Origin of the sequence: Phenylobacterium sp., assembly GCF_035475775.1 — a bacterium.
GTDB lineage: Bacteria > Pseudomonadota > Alphaproteobacteria > Caulobacterales > Caulobacteraceae > Phenylobacterium.
On the sequence record NZ_DATIMC010000060.1, the window covers coordinates 52448 to 68807 of the forward strand.

Here is a 16360-nt window from a genome sequence, read left to right on the forward strand (position 1 = left end):
CAATTGGCCGAATCCAGCTCGCTCGAGACGCACGGCCCGGCGTCCGTGCTCGATCCGCCGATCGTCTCCGAGATCGGCGGCGATGCGAGGCTCGACCGCGGCGCGGTCTCCTGGTCGATCTTCGAGGGCGGCCGGGATCCGTACGTGATCCTGATGACCATCTACATCTTCATGCCCTACGTCGCCTCGGTGATGGTCGGCGACCCGGTGCGCGGCCAGGAAGTGATCTCGCGCTGGCAGCAGTACGCGGGCTGGATCGTGATGGGGACCGCGCCCTTCCTCGGCGCCTCCATCGACAAGCTCGGGCCGCGCAAGGCCTGGCTCGCCCTGCTGGTGGCGGTGATGACCCCGATGATCGCCGCCTTGTGGTGGGCGAGACCCGACCAGAGCGCGCTCTCCGTCACCGCCGCCATGCTGATCGCCATGGTCGTCAACGTGCTGTTCTCCTACACCGAGGTCCTGCACAACTCGATGCTGGTGCGCGCCGCCGGGCTGAGCGGAGCGCACAAGGCCTCGGGGCTGGCGCTGTCGCTCGGCAACGGGGCTTCGGTGCTGGCGCTCGCGTTCACCGCCTGGGCCTTCGCCCTGCCCGGCAAGGTGCATTGGGCCTGGGTGCCTGCCACGCCGCTGTTCGGGCTGAACCCCGCGCTGCACGAGCCGGAGCGGGTGGTGGCCCTGCTCTCGGCGGGCATCCTGCTGGTGGGCGCGATCCCGCTGCTGCTGTTCACCCCCGATGCGCCGCGCACCGGGGTGCCGGCGCTGCGCGCCTTCGCCGAGGGGGCGGCCGACCTGTGGGGCATGCTGAAGACCGTGCGCCGCTACAAGGACGCGGTGGTCTATCTGGTCAGCCGGATGTTCTTCGTCGACGGCATGAACGGGGTGCTGTTCTTCTTCGGCGTGCTGGCCGCGGGCGTCATGAAATGGGGGCCGCTCGATCTCCTGATCACCGGGATCATCCTGTCCGTGGTGGCCGTGTTCGGCGGTTTCGTCGGCCGCTGGCTGGATGCCGGGCTGGGACCGAAGAACGCGCTCAGGATCGAGATCTTCATGACCATGCTGGGGTTGATCGCGCTCCTGGGCATGCGGCCCGACACCATCCTCTACGCGATCCACTACGATCCGCACGCCCATGCGCCGCTGTGGGCCGGGCCGGTCTATCGGACGCTTCCGGACCTCATCTACCTGCTGATCGGCTTCAACAATGCGATCTTCATCACCGGCCAGTACGCCTCGGCGCGGACCACGCTGACCCGCCTGACCCCGCCCGAGCAGACCGGCGCCTTCTTCGGCGTCTATGCCCTGTCCGGCGTGGCCACGGCCTGGCTCGCGCCCAGCCTGGTCAACATCGGCACCCGGCTCACGCACACCCAGCAGGGCGGCTTCTCGAGCATCGTCCTGCTGCTCGGCGTGGGGCTCGCGGGCCTCCTGTTCGTGCGCGGCGCCGGGCGTCGGGCGGCCTGATCGCGGCGAAGCCCGCAGCCCGCGCGATTTTTTCGGGCGGCCGGAATGGGTCGCCGCGGGCCGCTCGCGCGCATATGGGGCGTTGAATCTACAGCAAAATTCTCTAGAGCAACGGCGACATGCTTAACCGATACTCATGATTAATTTCAGTAAACCAAAGAAATAACGTCGCGAATACTCTCTTATTTACTGGGAATTAAACGCGTTCGGCGAAGTTGCTCCTGCGATTGGACGAGCAGGCGGTGGTTCCTACCCCTCCGCCGCCGGCCCGCGAATTGGAAGGAGCAAGTCATGTCCAAGTCCATTACCCGTTTCCTCAAGGACGAGTCGGGCGCCACGGCCATCGAGTATGGCCTGATCGCCGCCCTGGTGGCGGTGGTGCTGGTCACCGCGCTGACCACCCTCGGGACCAAGCTGCAGAACACCTTCACGACGGTGTCGAACAACCTGCCGTAATCGGTCCAGGGGACTTCCTGAATGGCAAGGCCCCCCGGCGACGCCGGGGGGCCTTCTGCTTTTGGGGCGCGGGGCGGTTGCGGCGGGGCGGCACTTGCGCGACAGGGAGAAATCCTCCCCCGCCAGGCCGCCCATGTCCGACGTCATCCTCGATACCGCCGAAGGCCCCGCGATCCCGGTGCGCGCGCTCCTGGAGAGCGAGACGGAGCGGGCGCTCGACGCCGCCCCGGCTGCGGCCAAGGCCTACGCCGCCATCTCCGAGTTCAAGGGCAAGGCCGGCCAGGTGTTGGCCGTGCCGGACGCCGACGGGGCGCTGGCCAGCGTGCTGTTCGGGCTCGGGGCGAAGCCGGACCCCATGGCGTTCCGGGCGCTTCCCGCCAAGCTGCCCGCCGGGACCTACCGCATCGCCCATGCGCCGAAGGCGCTCGCCGCCGACCAGATCGCGCTCGCCTTCGCGCTCGGCGGCTACAAGTTCGACCGCTACAAGAAGCCGGCCGCAGACAAGCCCCGGCTGCTGGCGGAGGGCTTCGAGGCGACTGAGGTGCGCCAGGTGGCGCATGCCTGCGCGCTCGCCCGCGACATGGTCAACACCCCCGCCAACGACATGGGGCCCAGGCAGATCGAGACCATCGCGCGCGAGATCGCCGAGCGGTACGGCGCGCAGATCACGGTGGTGGCGGGCGAGGGCCTGCTGGAGGCCAATTATCCGGCGGTGCACGCCGTCGGCCGCGCCGCCGTCCCCGAGCGCGCGCCGCGGATGATCGAGATCGGCTGGGGCAAGGCCGATGCGCCGCTGGTGGCGCTGGTCGGCAAAGGCGTGGTGTTCGACACCGGCGGCCTCGACATCAAGCCCTCGGCCGGCATGCGGCTGATGAAGAAGGACATGGGCGGGGCGGCGCACGCGCTGGCGCTCGGGCGGATGGTGATGGCGGCGGGGCTGCCGGTGCGGCTGGTGGTGCTGGTCCCGGCCGTGGAGAACGCCATTTCCGGCGACGCGATGCGCCCGGGCGACGTGCTCGCCTCGCGCAAGGGCCTCTCCATCGAGGTCGGCAACACCGACGCGGAAGGCCGCCTGATCCTGGCCGACGCGCTGACCCGCGCGGCCGAGCTGGAGCCCGCGCTGACGCTCGACTTCGCCACGCTCACCGGCGCGGCGCGGGTGGCGCTGGGGCCGCAGCTGCCGCCGTTCTACACCGACGACGACGCGCTCGCCGCCGACATCGCCCGCCATGCCGAGGCCGCCTCCGATCCGCTCTGGCGCATGCCGCTGTGGAAGCCCTACGCCGAAGCGCTCGAGTCCGACGTGGCCGAGATCAAGAACGATCCTGACGGCTGGGCGCAGGCGGGCTCGGTCACCGCGGCGCTGTTCCTGCAGCGGTTCGCGCCGGAGGGCGCCTGGGCGCATTTCGACATCTTCGCCTGGAACCCGCGCGGCAGGCCCGGCTGGCCCGCGGGCGCGGAGGCGCAGGCGATCCGCGGCCTCTACGGCCTGCTTCGGGAACGCTTCGCGTGAAGCTGGATCCGCGCGTCACGCCTTTGCGCGACGGGATCGCCGCGCGCGCCTTGGAAGGGATCGTCGCCGCCGAGGTCTACCTCGATCCCAAGCCGCACGCCTGCGGCGTTCCGGCGATAGGGATCCACGCGGTGCCGAGCCCCGAGGCCGAGCAGATGGACCAGTTGCTGTTCGGCGAGGCCTTCGACGTCCTGGAGGAGGAGGCGAACGGCTGGGTCTGGGGCCAGGCCCGGCGCGACGGCTACGTGGGCTTCGTCAGGGCCGAGGCGCTGCGCCCGCCCGGATCCGCGCCCACCCACCGGATCGCGGCGCTACGCACCTACGCCTTCGAGGGGCCGAGCATCCGGACGCGCGCCACGGGCCCCTATTCGCTCAATTCGCTGGTCAGCGTGGAGGCGGAGGAGGGGCGGCTCGGCAAGGTGCGCGGCGCCGGCTGGATGACCCTCCAGCACCTCGCGCCGATCGGCGCCTTCGAGACCGACCCCGCCGCGGTGGCCGAGCGGCACCTGGGGACGCCCTATCTCTGGGGCGGCCGAGAGAGCCTGGGCCTGGATTGCTCGGGCCTGGTGCAGCAGGCGCTCCTCGCCTGCGGCCGCGCCTGCCCGCGCGATACCGACCAGCAGGAGGCGCTGGGCGAGCCGATCGGCCGGCAGGCCTTCGGCCGCGGCGATCTGGCGTTCTGGAAGGGCCACGTGGCGATCGGCCTGGACGCGGGGCGGATCGTCCACGCCAACGGCCATCACATGATGGTGGCGGTCGAGCCCCTGGACGAGGCCATCGCGCGCATCGCCGCCGAGGGGCACGGAGCGCCGACGAGCTTCCGGCGGCTCCCTCCGCTTTAGGGCGGGATCAGTGCTTGGCGGTGTCGCCGCCGGCGTTGCCGGGGCTGGAGACGCCCTGCTGCTGCGGGGCGGCGTTGGCGCCGGCGTTCTTGCCCTGACCGGCCGGACCGCCGGCGTTGGCGCCCTGGCCCGCGCCGGCCGTGGGGCCGCCTGCGGTCGTGCCCGTCGCGACCGGCTTGCCCGCGCCCGCCGCCCCCGGCGCCGCAGCGCCTGCGGGCCCCGTCGTGCCTGCGGCGGCCGCGGCCTTGGCCGGGTTCGGCGGCGGGATCGGCAGGTGCGAGCCCTGGGTGTGCAGGAAGGCGATGACGTTGATCCGGTCTTCCGGCTTCTTCAGGCCGACGAAGGTCATCTTGGTGCCGGGGATGTAGTTCTGCGGGCCCTTGATGAACTCGAACAGGTGATCGTAGTCCCAGATCGGCGTCTTGGCGGCGAACGCCTCCATGGCCGGCGAATAGGAGAAGCCGGGCTCGCTGCCGGGCTTGCGGCCCACCACCCCCGTCAGGTCCGGACCGATGCTGTTGGCGGTCAGGCTGTGGCAGGCCTGGCATTTCGCGAAAACCGTCTGGCCGGCGGCCACGTCGGCCTTGGGCAGCACCGTGCCCCAATCCGGCGGGACTTCCGGCGCGTTCGCCGCGGCGCCGGTCTCGGCGGCGACTTCGACCTTGTAGCCCGGCTTGGCCGGCGGCTGCGGCGTGAACACCCCCGACGAAAGCGCCCGAAGGCCCACGATGACCAAGCCCGTCGCGAGCACCGCGCCGGCGACCTTGTTGAACGTCAGATCGCTCGCCATTGATCCTTGAGTGGCCCTCTCCACGACCGGCCTTCCGAGACCGGCGACCCCGCGGGAATCCCGCCCTTATTGCGCCCGGCTCTCTTACACGCTACCGGCGCTGGCGCAACCGCCCAACGGCCCCGATGAACCCGATCGTCCTGATCCCCGCGCGCATGGCCGCGACCCGCCTGCCAGGCAAGCCGCTGGCCGAGATCGGCGGCATACCGATGATCGTCCGCGTGCTGCGCCAGGCCGAGGCGGCGGGGGCCGGTCCGGTCTGCGTGGCGGCCGGCGACAAGGCGATCGTGGCGGCGGTGCAAGCCGCCGGCGGCCGCGCCGTGCTGACCGATCCCGACCTGCCCTCCGGCTCCGATCGCATCCTGGCGGCGCTCGCCGAGCTCGACCCCGGGGGGGCGCACGACGTGGTCGTCAACCTGCAGGGCGACATGCCGTTCGTCGACCCGGGCGTGGTGGGCGCCTGCGCCGGCCTGCTGGCCGCGCAGCCGGCGTGCGACATCGCCACCGTGGTGGCCCCGGAGCAATCGCCCGCCGACCGGACGAACCCGGACGTGGTCAAGGCGGTGCTGGCGCTCGAGCCGCACGGTCGCACGGGCCGGGCGCTCTACTTCACCCGCTCCACGCTTTACGGCGAGGCTCCGGTCTGGCGGCACGTGGGCGTCTACGGCTATCGCCGCGAGGCGCTCGCCCGGTTCAACGCCGCCCCGCCATCCCCACTCGAACGGCGGGAGAAGCTGGAGCAGCTTCGGGCGCTCGAACTCGGTCTTTCGATCTGGGCGGCGGTGGCGGACGCCGCGCCCATCTCGGTCGACACGCCGGCGGATCTCGAGGCCGCGCGCGCCTTCGCGCAGCACCGCCAAGGAACGGCGGCATGAGCCCGCGCAAGATCGCCTTCCAGGGAGAGCTGGGCGCCAACGGCCACGAAGCCTGCCTGGCGGCGTTCCCCGAGGCCGAGCCGGTCCCTTGCGCGACCTTCGAGGAGGCGTTTGCGGCGGTGAAGACCGGCCGCTGCGAGCTCGGCATGATCCCGGTCGAGAACTCCACCGCCGGCCGGGTCGCCGACGTGCACCACCTGCTGCCGTCCTCGGGCCTGAGGATCATCGGCGAGCGGTTCAAGCCGATCCACTTCCAGCTGATCAGCGCGAAAGGCGCCAAGCTGGAGGACATCCGCACCGCGATGAGCATGCCGATCGCCCTCGGCCAGTGCCGCAAGACGATCCGGCGGCTGAAGCTGAAGACCGAGGCGACCGGCGACACCGCCGGCGCGGCGAAGCTTCTTTCCGAGCACCCGGATCCGAGCAAGGCCGCGATCTCGCCCGCATTGGCGGCCGAGATCTACGGCCTGGAGATCCTGCTGCGCGACATCGAGGACGAGCACCACAACACCACCCGATTCCTGATCATGACGGCGGACCCCAATCCGCCGCCGCCGCCGTTCACGGAACCCTGCATCACCAGCTTCGTGTTCCGGGTCAGGAACCTGCCGGCGGCGCTCTACAAGGCGCTCGGCGGCTTCGCCACGAACGGCGTCAACATGACCAAGCTCGAGAGCTACATGGAGAACGGCGCCTGGACGGCGACCTTCTTCTACTCGGAGGTGGACGGCCGGCCCGAGGACCGCGGCCTGGCGCTCGCCTTCGAGGAGCTGCGCTTCTTCTCCGAGAAATTCGAGATCCTGGGCGTCTACCCGGCCGATCCGTTCCGGACGCGCGGCTAGCCGGGCAGGTCCTTCTTCGGGATGACAGCGGTCTCGGCGGGAGTGAGCTTGCGCAGCGACGTGGCGATCAGGCCCTGGCGGAAGCCATGGCTGTCCGAGAGGCTGAGGTCGAGATCGAGCGGGCCGCAGACCCAGCTCGAACCACGGGCGCGGGCGACGAGGAAGTACCCCGGATCCTTGTGGACGTGGGTCCCCGGAGTGAGGCCCACGCGCCAGACCTCGCGGTTGCCGACCCGCAGGTAGAGGACGTCGCCGTCGCCGGGCGCGCTCCAGCCCGCCCAGTCGCGCCTCAGGAAGCAGGAGACGTGGGAGCCGGGCTCGCGTGTGGGCAGGTCGGCGGAGCGGGCCGCGAGCGGGGCGGCGAGCGCTGCGGCGGCGAGGGCGGCTGGAAGGACCTTGGATCGCAGGACCATGCGAAGACTCCGCTGTTGATCCGACACGCGAGAGGATCATACAGCAAATGCGGCGTGCGCTTGAGCCGGGTTCAGCCTTCCTCGACCCAGGCCTTGATGAGCTGGTGGGCGATGGCCAGGGGCTGGGGGGCGAAGGTCCCCTCGATATCGCCGGCGATCAGCTTTCGCGCCTCCTCGCGGGTGAACCAGCGGACCTCGGAGAGCTCGGTCTGGTCGGGCGTCCCCTCCTCGTCCTCCACCTCGGCGATCAGGCCGATCATCAGCGAGGAGGGATAGGGCCAGGGCTGGGTGGAATGGTAGCGGACCTTCACCGCATGCAGCCCCGCCTCCTCGTTGAGCTCGCGGGCGCAGGCCTCCTCGATGCTCTCGCCGGGCTCCACGAAGCCCGCGAGCGCCGAGAACATGCCCTTCGGCCAGGCTTCCTGGCGGCCCAGCATGCAGCGATCCCCGTGGTAGGGCAGCATGATCACGACGGGATCGGTGCGCGGGAAGTGCTCGGCTTCGCAGGCCGGGCACTGGCGTTTCCAGCCGCCCTCGACGGCGACCGTCGGCTCGCCGCAGACCGCGCAATGTCGGTGGCGCCGGCGCCACTCGAACATCGCCTTGGCGGTGGCGACCATGCCTGCGTCGCCGGGCGGCAGGCTCATGGCCACGCGCCTCAGGTCCTCGAAGCCGCCCATGCCCTGCAGCGGCCCCCCGTCGGCGGGATTGGCCTCGCCGTCGAGATCGAGGGCGAAGACCGCAGTCTCCTTCCAGAGCCCCAGGAAGAGCAGGCCCTCGCCGCCTTCGGAGAGCTCCTCGGCCATCTTGGCCGGCACATAGGCGATCTGCTGGCCGCCCTCCTTGCGGGGCTCGACCAGAGGGCGGCCGTTCCACAGCGCGAGCGCGAGCGAGTCGGGTGCGGCCAGCTGGCGGGCGAGCCAGGCCTTGTCGGGCCGGCGCTCGCTCGCCCGGTCCAGAGGGTTGCCGGCGAAGATGTTTCTGAACGCGTCGAGGGGCATGGCGGGCTTTTAAGGCGCCTGAGCCGCGGCGTCACGGCGCCGGAGCCAAGCTTGCGGAAGCTCCCGCCAGCGGCGATATAGGAGACGGAGATCGGCGGCGGGCGGACGCCTCGCCAACCCGGTCAGGTCCGGAAGGAAGCAGCCGTAACGAGTTACGCTCCGGGTCGCTGTCCGGTCTCCACCTCATCCCTAAAGGCCCCATGGCGGACGAAGACCTCACGCTCGACGACGAAACGCCAGAGCGTGATCCCAATGCGCGCGACATGTTCGGGGGCGCGCCTTCGCCGGAGTCGGCGGGACCAGCCGAACAGTCTGCGGCCTACACCGTCATCGCGCGCAAATACCGGCCGCGCAGCTTCGAGGACCTCTATGGCCAGGAGGCGATGGTCCGCACGCTGCGCAACGCCTTCGCCAGCGGCCGGATCGCGCACGCCTTCATGCTCACCGGCGTCCGCGGCGTCGGCAAGACGACCACGGCCCGGCTGCTCGCCCGCGCCTTCAACTACGACACCGAGGCCGTTCACGAGCCCACCCTCGACCTGCGCGAGGAAGGCCGCCACTGCCGGGCCATCATCGAGGGGCGGCACATGGACGTCCTCGAGCTCGACGCCGCCTCGCGCACCGGGGTGGCCGACATGCGCGAGTTGCTGGAGGGCGTCCGCTACGCCCCCGTCGAGGCGCGCTACAAGGTCTACATCATCGACGAAGTGCACATGCTCTCCACCGGCGCGTTCAACGCGCTGCTCAAGACGCTGGAGGAGCCGCCGCCGCACGCCAAGTTCATCTTCGCCACCACCGAGATCCGCAAGGTCCCCGTCACCATCCTGTCGCGCACCCAGCGCTTCGACCTGCGCCGCGTCGAGCCGGACCAGATCGTCAAGAACCTGGAGATGATCTGCGAAGCCGAGGGCGCGCGCGTCGAGGCCGACGGGCTGATGCTGATCGCCCGCGCCGCGGAAGGCTCGGTGCGCGACGCCCAGTCGATGCTCGACCAGGCCATCGTCCAGGCCGAAGCCGGCCAGACGGTCACCGCCGAGAGCATCCGCGACATGCTGGGCCTGGCCGACCGGGCGCAGACCATCACGCTGTTCGAGCAGATCATGAAGGGCGAGGCGGGGCCCGCCATCGAGACCTTCCGCACGCTGTTCGGCTTCGGCGCGAGCCCCGATCAGGTGATGCTCGACCTCTTGGACCACGTCCATGGCGCCTCGGTCGCCAAGGCGATCGGGCCGCAGGCCCTGGTCCTGCCCAAGGACCAGGCGGCGCGCCTGACCGCGGTCGGCGCGGCGGTCTCGGCGGGGATTCTCGCGCGCATCTGGCAGCTCACCTTGAAGGCCTACGACGAGGTGCGTCGCGCCCCGGACGCGGCGGCCGCGACCGACATGGCGATCATCCGCCTGGCCTATGCCGCCGACCTCCCCGGACCCGAGGAGGCGCTGAAGCGGCTGCAAACCGGCGAGGCCCTGCCGGGCGCCCCCGCGGCCCGCGGCGGCGGCGGCTCGGCGGGCTCCGGCGGCGGGGCGGCGGCGGTGGCGCGCAGCCCTGCCCCGCAGATGCAGGCCCAGCCGGCGAAGGACCCGGCGCGCTCGCTCGCCACCTTCGAGGACCTGATGGCGCTGATCGAGGCGCGCCGCGACATCGCCCTGAAGCTGGACGTCGAGCGCTACGTTCGCCCGATCAGCTTCCGCCCCGGCGCGATCGAATACGAGCCCGCGCCCGGCGCGCCCGGCAACCTCGCCCAGCGCCTGGTGGCGCGGCTCAAGGAATGGACCGGCGAACGCTGGCTGATCGCCGCCCAGGGCGGCGGCGGGGCCGAAAGCGCCTGGGAGCGCCAGAAGCGCCAGGAGCGGGAGGTCCGCGCCGAGGTGGAGGCCGATCCCTTCGTCCGCGAGGTGATGCAGGCCTTCCCCGGCGCCGAGATCGTCGGCGTCCGCAGCATCGCGGCCCCGGAGCCCGCGGCCGGACCGCCGGCCGAGGAGGGCGACGAAAGTGAAGAGGACTGAGCCTTGAAGGACCTGAACGCGATCATGAAGCAGGCCCAGGCCATGCAGGAGAAGCTGGCCGAGGCGCAGGCGAAGCTCGCCGAAATGGAGGTGGAGGGAACCTCCGGCGGCGGCATGGTCAAGCTGGTCCTCAAAGGCACCGGCGAGCTCGCCCGCGTCGATATCGACGAGAGCCTGATGACGCCCGGCGAGGGCGAGGTGGTGGCCGACCTGGTGGTGGCCGCCCACGCGGACGCCAAGCGCAAGCTCGACGCCGAGCAGCAGGAGCTGATGAAGCAGGCGGCCGGGCCGTTCGCCGGCATGCCCGGCATGCCGAAGCTGTTCTAGTTGGCCCAATCCGCCGGACCCGAGATCGAGCGGCTGATCGGCCTGCTCGCCAAGCTGCCGGGGCTGGGCCCGCGCTCGGCCAGGCGCGCCGCCCTGGCGCTGCTGAAGCGGCGCGACCAGCTGCTCGCCCCGCTCGCCGACGCCCTCGCCGAGGCGGCGGCGCGCGTGAAGACCTGCCAGGTCTGCGGCGCGCTCGACACGCGGGACCCTTGCGCCATCTGCGCCGATCCGGGCCGCGACGCCTCGCTGATCTGCGTGGTCGAGGAGGTGGGGGCGCTGTGGGCGATGGAGCGGGCCGGCGCCTTCCGCGGCCGCTACCACGTGCTGGGCGGTCTGCTCTCGGCGCTGGACGGCGTCGGGCCCGAGGCGCTGCGCATCGGCCCGCTGGTCGCGCGAGCCTCGCAGGAGGCCGTCGGCGAGGTGATCCTGGCGCTGCCGGCCACCGTCGATGGCCAGACCACCGCCCACTATCTCGCCGAGCGGCTGGCCGGCGCCGGCGTCTCGGTGACCATGCTCGCCCGCGGCGTTCCGGTGGGCGGCGAGCTCGACTGGCTCGACGACGGCACCATCGCCCAGGCCATGCGAGCCCGACGGCCGGCCTAGCCGCCTTGTCATCCGGCGAGGGTGGCGACGACTCACCGGGTGGAGTAGGAACAACGCATGAACGCTGTTGTGATCCTTGCGCTTCTCGCCCTTGCTTCGACCCTCGGGGCGCTCGCCTGGGCGGTGCGCGAGCGGGTGAGGGCCGCGGCCGCCGAGGCGGAGCTCCGAGCCCTGAAGAGCAGCGCCGAGCTCGTGCAGGCCCAGGCCGCCCGTTCGGCCGAGAGCGTCGCCGAGGCGATCCTCAAGCGGAACGAGGAGGTGCAGGCGAGCCGCGAGCAGCTCGTCCAGGCGAAGCTCGAGGCGCAGCTGAAGCCGGTGGCCGAGACGCTCGCGAAATACCAGGAGCAGCTCGCCGCCGTGGAGAAGTCGCGCGCCGAAGAGACCGGTGGCCTCAAGGAGCAGATCGCAGCGCTCCTGCAGGCCTCGACGGCCACCCAGGACGAAGCCCGCAAGCTCTCCGCGGTCTTGCGCCGCGGGGCCGGCGTCCAGGGCCGCTGGGGCGAGCAGACCCTGCGCAACGTGCTGGAGGCCGCCGGGCTCGCGCGGCGCTACGACTTCGAAGAGCAGGCCTCCACCGACACGGACGAGGGCCGCCGCCGGCCCGACGTCACCGTGCGTCTGCCGGGCGGGGCGGTGTTCGTGATCGACGCCAAATGCTCGCTCACCGCCTTCCTGGAGCTGCAGGAGGCCACCGACGAAGCCGCCCGCGCGGCGGCGCTCGCCCGCCACGTGCAGAGCGTGCGCGGCCACATCGCGGGCCTCTCGGCCAAGGCCTACTGGGACCAGTTCGAGGCCTCGCCGGACTTCGTGGCCATGTTCATCCCCGGCGATTCCATCCTGGCGGCCGCCCTCGACCACGCGCCGGACCTGATGACCGAGGCGATGGACAAGCGGGTGGTGATCGTCACGCCCTCGACGCTGTTCGCGCTCTGCAAGGCGGTGGCCTACGGCTGGCGCGTGGAGGAGCAGGCGGCGAACGCGCGCGCGATCGCCGATCTCGGCCGCGAGCTCTACAAGCGCATCGCGGTGATGGGCGGGCATGCCTCGGCGGTCGGCCGGGCGCTGGAGCAGGCGGTCGGCAAGTACAACCAGTTCGTGGGCTCGCTGGAGACCCAGGTGCTGACCCAGGCGCGCCGGTTCGAGGATCTGAAGGTCGACCATGAGAGCCGCGGGGTCCCGGACCCGCAGCCGGTCGAGACGGCGGTCAGGCCGTTGGCGAAACTCGGCAAATCCGAATCGCCGCAGGTGCGGCTGGTTTCCCGCGACGAGGGCTGAGGGCGCCGCATTGTCCCACCTTGACGCTCGGGATTGAGGCTCCTACCTCGCAGGCCATGGCGATCCGCGACATCCTCGTCGTCCCGAACCCGCTCCTGAAGGAGGTCTCCGCGCCGGTCGAGCGCGTGGACGACGAGCTGCGCGCGTTGATGGACGACATGCTGGAGACCATGTACGCCGCCCCGGGCATCGGGCTCGCCGCCATCCAGGTGGGGGTGCCGAAGCGGGTGATCGTCATGGACATCGCCCGCGACGGCGAGGACAAGCAGCCGCGCTACTTCGCCAATCCCGAGATCCTGTGGGCGTCGGAAGAGACCGCGCCCTACGAGGAGGGCTGCCTCTCGGTGCCGGAGATCTACGATGAGGTGGAGCGGCCGGCGCGGGTGAAGATCCGCTACCTGAATTACCAGGGTGATGTGGTCGAGGAGGACGCCGAGGGCCTGTTCGCCGTCTGCATCCAGCACGAGATGGACCATCTCGACGGCGTGCTGTTCATCGACCACCTGTCGCGCCTCAAGCGCGAACAGGCCATCCGCAAGGTCAAGAAGCAGGCCAAGGCGGCCTGACCGCCGCTCATCCCCGCCCAGGCGCGGGAACGAGGGGCGACTATGGCTTCGCGCTCTCCGAGCTCGTGACGTTCGTATCCTCGTCCTTGTGCTTCTTGGAGGCGTCCTTCACCGAGGCGCCGAGCTCCTTGAGCGAGGCCTTGAGGTCGCCGGCGGCCTTCTTGACCTCCGGGTCCTTGGCGATGGCCTTGAGGTCCTTGCCGCTCTTGGCCGCGCTCGTCTTGATGTCGGCCCCGAGCTTCTGGGCGTCGGCCTTGACCTCCTGGCCGGTCTGTTCGCCGCTGGTCTTGACGTCGGCGGCGGCGGACTTGGTGTCGGCCTGGGTCTTCTGCTGGTCGGCCTTGCTGCAGCCCCCGACGGCGAGCAGGAGGCCGAGGATCGCGGCGGTGAACAGGGTGCGCATGGCGGCAAGCCTCCATCGGGTCGCGTGTGCAACCGCCAAGCTTTACGGCAGGTTCCGGCGTTTTGCGCAAGCCGCCCGTCCCGGCTAGAGGACGCGGGATGCGCCTGGCCTTCTTCGGCACCCCCGAGTTCGCAGTGGCCTCGCTTCGACGGATCGTCGAGGCGGGGTTCGAGGTGGCCTGCGCCTACTCGCAGCCGCCGGCGCCGCGCGGCCGCGGCCACGCGCTCAAGGCCTCGCCGGTGCAGGCGTTCGCCGAGGGATGCGGCATCCCGGTGCGCACGCCCGCCTCGATGCGCGATCCGGCGGAGATCGCGGCGTTCGGCGCGCTCGGGCTCGACGCGGCGGTGGTGGTGGCGTTCGGCCAGATCCTGCCGCGCGAGGTGCTGGAGGCCCCCCGGCTCGGCGCCTTCAACCTGCACGGCTCGCTGCTGCCCAGGTGGCGCGGCGCGGCGCCGATCCAGCGCGCGGTCATGGCCGGCGATGCGGTGACCGGCGTGGAGGTCGTGCGGATGACCGAGGGCCTCGACGAGGGGCCGATCCTCGCCTCCCAGACGCTGCGCATCGGGCCGCTCGACACGGCCGGCACGCTGCACGATCGCATGGCCGAGACGGGCGCGGAGCTGCTGGTGCGCACCCTGCACGCGCTCGACCGCGGCGAGGCGCGGGAGACGCCGCAGACCGAGGAGGGCGTCACCTACGCGAAGAAGATCCGGCCCAGGGAGGCGCGGATCGATTGGGCCAGGCCCGGGCGCGAGGTCGACCGCAAGATCCGCGGCCTGTCGCCCTTTCCCGGCGCCTGGTTCGAGCTGCCGGCGGAGAAGGGCGCGGTGCGGGTGAAGGCCCTGCTGTCGGCCTACGAGGACGCCGAGGGCGCGCCGGGCCAGGTGCTGGACGACAGTCTGCTGGTCGCCTGCGGGGCGGGCGCGGTGCGACTGCTGCGCGTGCAGCGCGAGGGCCGCGCGGCGCAGGCCGCCGAGGCCTTCCTGCGCGGCCAGCCGGTCCCGGCTGGGACGAGGCTCGGCTGATGCCCCGCTACCGGCTGCTGATCGAGTATGACGGGCGGCCCTACCACGGCTTCCAGGCGCAGGGCGCGCTGGCCTCGGTGCAGGCCTCGATCGAGCGCGCGGTGGAGGGCTTCTGCGGCCAGGCGCTGCGCCTGCAGGCGGCCGGGCGCACCGATGCGGGCGTCCACGCCACCGGCCAGGTCATCCACATCGACCTTCAGAAGGCCTGGCGGCCCGAGGTGGTGCGCGACGCGCTGAACGCCCACCTCGTCCCCGAGCCGATCGTCGTCCTGCAGGCCGCGGTCGCGCCGGACGGCTGGCACGCGCGGTTCTCGGCCACGAAGCGGCGCTACCTCTACCGGATCCTGAACCGCAAGAGCCCGCCCGCGCTCGACCAGGGCCGCGTCTGGCACGTGAAGAAGCCGCTGGACGCCCAGGCCATGCACGCCGCCGCCCAGGCGCTGGTCGGCCGCCACGACTTCACCACCTTCCGCGACCTCGCCTGCCAGGCGAAGTCGCCGGTCAAGACCCTCGACGTCGCCGCCGTGCGCCGCGAGGGCGAGCAGGTCATGCTGGAGTTCGCCTCGCGCTCCTTCCTGCACCGCCAGGTCCGCTCGATGACCGGCTCGCTGGCCGAGGTGGGCGTGGGCCGCTGGAGCGCGGCGGACCTGAAGGCCGCCCTCGAAGCCCAGGACCGCAAGGCCTGCGGTCCCGTCGCACCGCCCGGGGGGCTCTATCTGACGGGGGTGGAGTACTGATTGTGATCGTCATGGCCGGGCTTGTCCCGGCCGGATGACGTTTGCTCATTTGGCCGCGAACCCCTCGAAGTACCGCTGGATCAGCCGCTCGTAGACCTGCTGCAGCCTCTCGATGTCGGCGACGGGGGTGCGCTCGTCCACCTGGTGCATTGTGGTCCCGACCAGGCCCAGCTCCACCACCGGGCAGAGCGCGCGGATGAAGCGGGCGTCGGAGGTGCCGCCCGAGGTGGAGAGCTCCGGCGCCCGGCCGGCCACCTCGCGCACCGCCCCGGCGACGATTTCGGTGAACCGGCCGGGCTCGGTCAGGAAGGCCTCGCCCGAGATCTGCGGCGTCACCGTGACCGAGCACCGCGTCCCCTCGCAGGCGGCCTGCGCCTCGGCTTCGATCCAGGCCGCCAGCGCGGCGCCGGTGTGGCTGGGATTGAAGCGGATGTTCAGCCTGGCGCGCGCCACGGCCGGGATCACGTTGGTCGCGGTGTTCGGGACCTCGATCCAGGTGACCTCCAGGTTGGACGGCTGGAACTCCGGATAGCCGTCGTCGAGCCTGCGCGCCTGCAGCGCCGACAGGATGCGGATGAGCACCGGGGTCGGGTTGGCCGCCCGGTGCGGATAGGCGACGTGGCCCTGCACGCCGGCGACCTCGATCTCGGCGTTGATCGAGCCGCGGCGGCCCACCTTGATCATGTCGCCGAACGCCTCGGCCGAGGTGGGCTCGCCGACCACGCAGTGGTCCACCGCCTCGCCCTCGGCGATCAGCGCCTCGACCACCTTCTTGGTGCCGTCGAGGGCCACGCCCTCTTCGTCGCCGGTGATCAGCAGCGAGAGCGAGCCCCTGACCTGGCCCGCCGCGATCGCCCGGGCCGCGGCGGCGGCGAAGGCGGCGATGGCGCTCTTCATGTCCACCGCGCCGCGGCCGATCAGCACCCCGTCCACGACCTCGGCCGAGAAGGCGTCCTTCGACCAGGCGGCCTTGTCGCCCACCGGCACCACGTCGGTGTGGCCGGCGAAGCAGAGGTTCGGGCGCGCGCTCCCATGGCGGGCGTAGAGGTTCTCGACCTCGCCGAACCGCATCCGGCGGCAGGAAAAGCCGAGCCCCGCGAGGGTCCGCTCCACGAGGTCCATCGCGCCCGCATCCGCCGGCGTGACGGAGGGCCTGCGGATCAGCTCGCGCGTGAGGTTGACGGCGTCGATCAAGCTCGAACCCTGGCTGCTCAATTCCCAAGTGAGT

Annotated in this window: 18 protein-coding genes and 1 other RNA gene; 14 read left to right on the forward strand and 5 right to left on the reverse strand. The window is 71.5% G+C overall.

What is annotated here, in order from left to right; translation table 11 throughout:
- Nucleotides 1-3 precede the first annotated feature (3 nt).
- The 4 genes from VLI41_RS07380 (at nt 4) to VLI41_RS07395 (ending at nt 4272) form a co-directional block, all read left to right on the forward strand.
- Nucleotides 4-1461, forward strand: a complete 1458-nt coding sequence (locus VLI41_RS07380) for an MFS transporter (RefSeq protein ID WP_325267426.1) — start codon at nt 4-6, stop codon at nt 1459-1461.
- Between the two features lie 291 nt (nt 1462-1752).
- A complete protein-coding gene (locus VLI41_RS07385) occupies nt 1753-1917 on the forward strand; it encodes a Flp family type IVb pilin (protein ID WP_325267427.1) in 165 nt (54 codons plus the stop codon).
- A gap of 133 nt (nt 1918-2050) precedes the next feature.
- A complete protein-coding gene (locus VLI41_RS07390) occupies nt 2051-3430 on the forward strand; it encodes a leucyl aminopeptidase family protein (protein ID WP_325267428.1) in 1380 nt (459 codons plus the stop codon).
- Complete coding sequence (locus VLI41_RS07395) at nt 3427-4272, forward strand: NlpC/P60 family protein (RefSeq protein WP_325267429.1); 846 nt, start codon at nt 3427-3429, stop codon at nt 4270-4272. The genes VLI41_RS07390 and VLI41_RS07395 overlap by 4 nt, the downstream gene beginning before the upstream one ends.
- 7 nt (nt 4273-4279) lie before the next feature.
- Here VLI41_RS07395 and VLI41_RS07400 read toward each other — a convergent pair whose 3' ends face one another.
- The gene (locus VLI41_RS07400) at nt 4280-5062 is read right to left on the reverse strand and encodes a cytochrome c family protein (RefSeq protein ID WP_325267430.1); all 783 of its coding nucleotides are present in this window, start codon (nt 5060-5062) and stop codon (nt 4280-4282) included.
- A gap of 125 nt (nt 5063-5187) precedes the next feature.
- Between VLI41_RS07400 and VLI41_RS07405 the strand changes: the two genes are divergently transcribed.
- Complete coding sequence (locus tag VLI41_RS07405) at nt 5188-5937, forward strand: 3-deoxy-manno-octulosonate cytidylyltransferase (RefSeq protein ID WP_325267431.1); 750 nt, start codon at nt 5188-5190, stop codon at nt 5935-5937.
- Nucleotides 5934-6779 (forward strand): prephenate dehydratase, encoded by an 846-nt coding sequence (locus VLI41_RS07410; RefSeq protein ID WP_325267432.1) that lies wholly within the window; start codon nt 5934-5936, stop codon nt 6777-6779. Before VLI41_RS07405 ends, VLI41_RS07410 begins: the two co-directional genes overlap by 4 nt.
- On the opposite strand, the gene VLI41_RS07415 is transcribed toward VLI41_RS07410, so the two are convergent.
- Nucleotides 6776-7192 (reverse strand): hypothetical protein, encoded by a 417-nt coding sequence (locus VLI41_RS07415; protein WP_325267433.1) that lies wholly within the window; start codon nt 7190-7192, stop codon nt 6776-6778. The two genes, VLI41_RS07410 and VLI41_RS07415, sit on opposite strands and share 4 nt — an antisense overlap.
- Nucleotides 7193-7263: 71 nt before the next feature.
- The gene (gene nudC / locus VLI41_RS07420; protein WP_325267434.1) at nt 7264-8193 is read right to left on the reverse strand and encodes an NAD(+) diphosphatase; all 930 of its coding nucleotides are present in this window, start codon (nt 8191-8193) and stop codon (nt 7264-7266) included.
- A gap of 85 nt (nt 8194-8278) precedes the next feature.
- Between nudC and ffs the strand changes: the two genes are divergently transcribed.
- The 6 genes from ffs (at nt 8279) to def (ending at nt 12967) form a co-directional block, all read left to right on the forward strand.
- Nucleotides 8279-8377: signal recognition particle sRNA small type (ffs, locus tag VLI41_RS07425), an RNA gene on the forward strand.
- A 16-nt stretch (nt 8378-8393) separates the two neighbouring features.
- Entirely contained in the window at nt 8394-10196 is a 1803-nt protein-coding gene (locus VLI41_RS07430) for a DNA polymerase III subunit gamma/tau (protein ID WP_325267435.1), read from the forward strand.
- A 3-nt stretch (nt 10197-10199) separates the two neighbouring features.
- Nucleotides 10200-10523, forward strand: coding sequence for a YbaB/EbfC family nucleoid-associated protein (locus VLI41_RS07435; protein ID WP_325267436.1), 324 nt, complete (start codon nt 10200-10202; stop codon nt 10521-10523).
- The gene (recR, locus tag VLI41_RS07440; RefSeq protein ID WP_325267437.1) at nt 10524-11126 is read left to right on the forward strand and encodes a recombination mediator RecR; all 603 of its coding nucleotides are present in this window, start codon (nt 10524-10526) and stop codon (nt 11124-11126) included.
- A 57-nt stretch (nt 11127-11183) separates the two neighbouring features.
- A complete protein-coding gene (locus VLI41_RS07445) occupies nt 11184-12401 on the forward strand; it encodes a DNA recombination protein RmuC (protein WP_325267438.1) in 1218 nt (405 codons plus the stop codon).
- A 56-nt stretch (nt 12402-12457) separates the two neighbouring features.
- On the forward strand, nt 12458-12967 hold the full coding sequence (def, locus tag VLI41_RS07450; protein ID WP_325267439.1) for a peptide deformylase: 510 nt from the start codon (nt 12458-12460) through the stop codon (nt 12965-12967).
- Nucleotides 12968-13007: 40 nt separating this feature from the next.
- On the opposite strand, the gene VLI41_RS07455 is transcribed toward def, so the two are convergent.
- Nucleotides 13008-13370 carry a hypothetical protein gene (locus VLI41_RS07455; RefSeq protein WP_325267440.1) on the reverse strand — a complete coding sequence of 121 codons (363 nt, stop codon included), beginning with the start codon at nt 13368-13370 and terminating at the stop codon, nt 13008-13010.
- Nucleotides 13371-13468: 98 nt separating this feature from the next.
- On the opposite strand from VLI41_RS07455, the gene fmt reads away from it, so the two are divergent.
- Together fmt and truA are read left to right on the forward strand one after the other, a co-directional pair.
- On the forward strand, nt 13469-14395 hold the full coding sequence (gene fmt / locus VLI41_RS07460; protein WP_325267441.1) for a methionyl-tRNA formyltransferase: 927 nt from the start codon (nt 13469-13471) through the stop codon (nt 14393-14395).
- Nucleotides 14395-15132 (forward strand): tRNA pseudouridine(38-40) synthase TruA, encoded by a 738-nt coding sequence (truA, locus tag VLI41_RS07465; RefSeq protein WP_325267442.1) that lies wholly within the window; start codon nt 14395-14397, stop codon nt 15130-15132. Before fmt ends, truA begins: the two co-directional genes overlap by 1 nt.
- A gap of 45 nt (nt 15133-15177) precedes the next feature.
- Here the strand turns inward: truA and dapE are convergent, their stop codons facing one another.
- The gene (gene dapE / locus VLI41_RS07470) at nt 15178-16347 is read right to left on the reverse strand and encodes a succinyl-diaminopimelate desuccinylase (RefSeq protein WP_325267443.1); all 1170 of its coding nucleotides are present in this window, start codon (nt 16345-16347) and stop codon (nt 15178-15180) included.
- Nucleotides 16348-16360 lie beyond the last annotated feature (13 nt).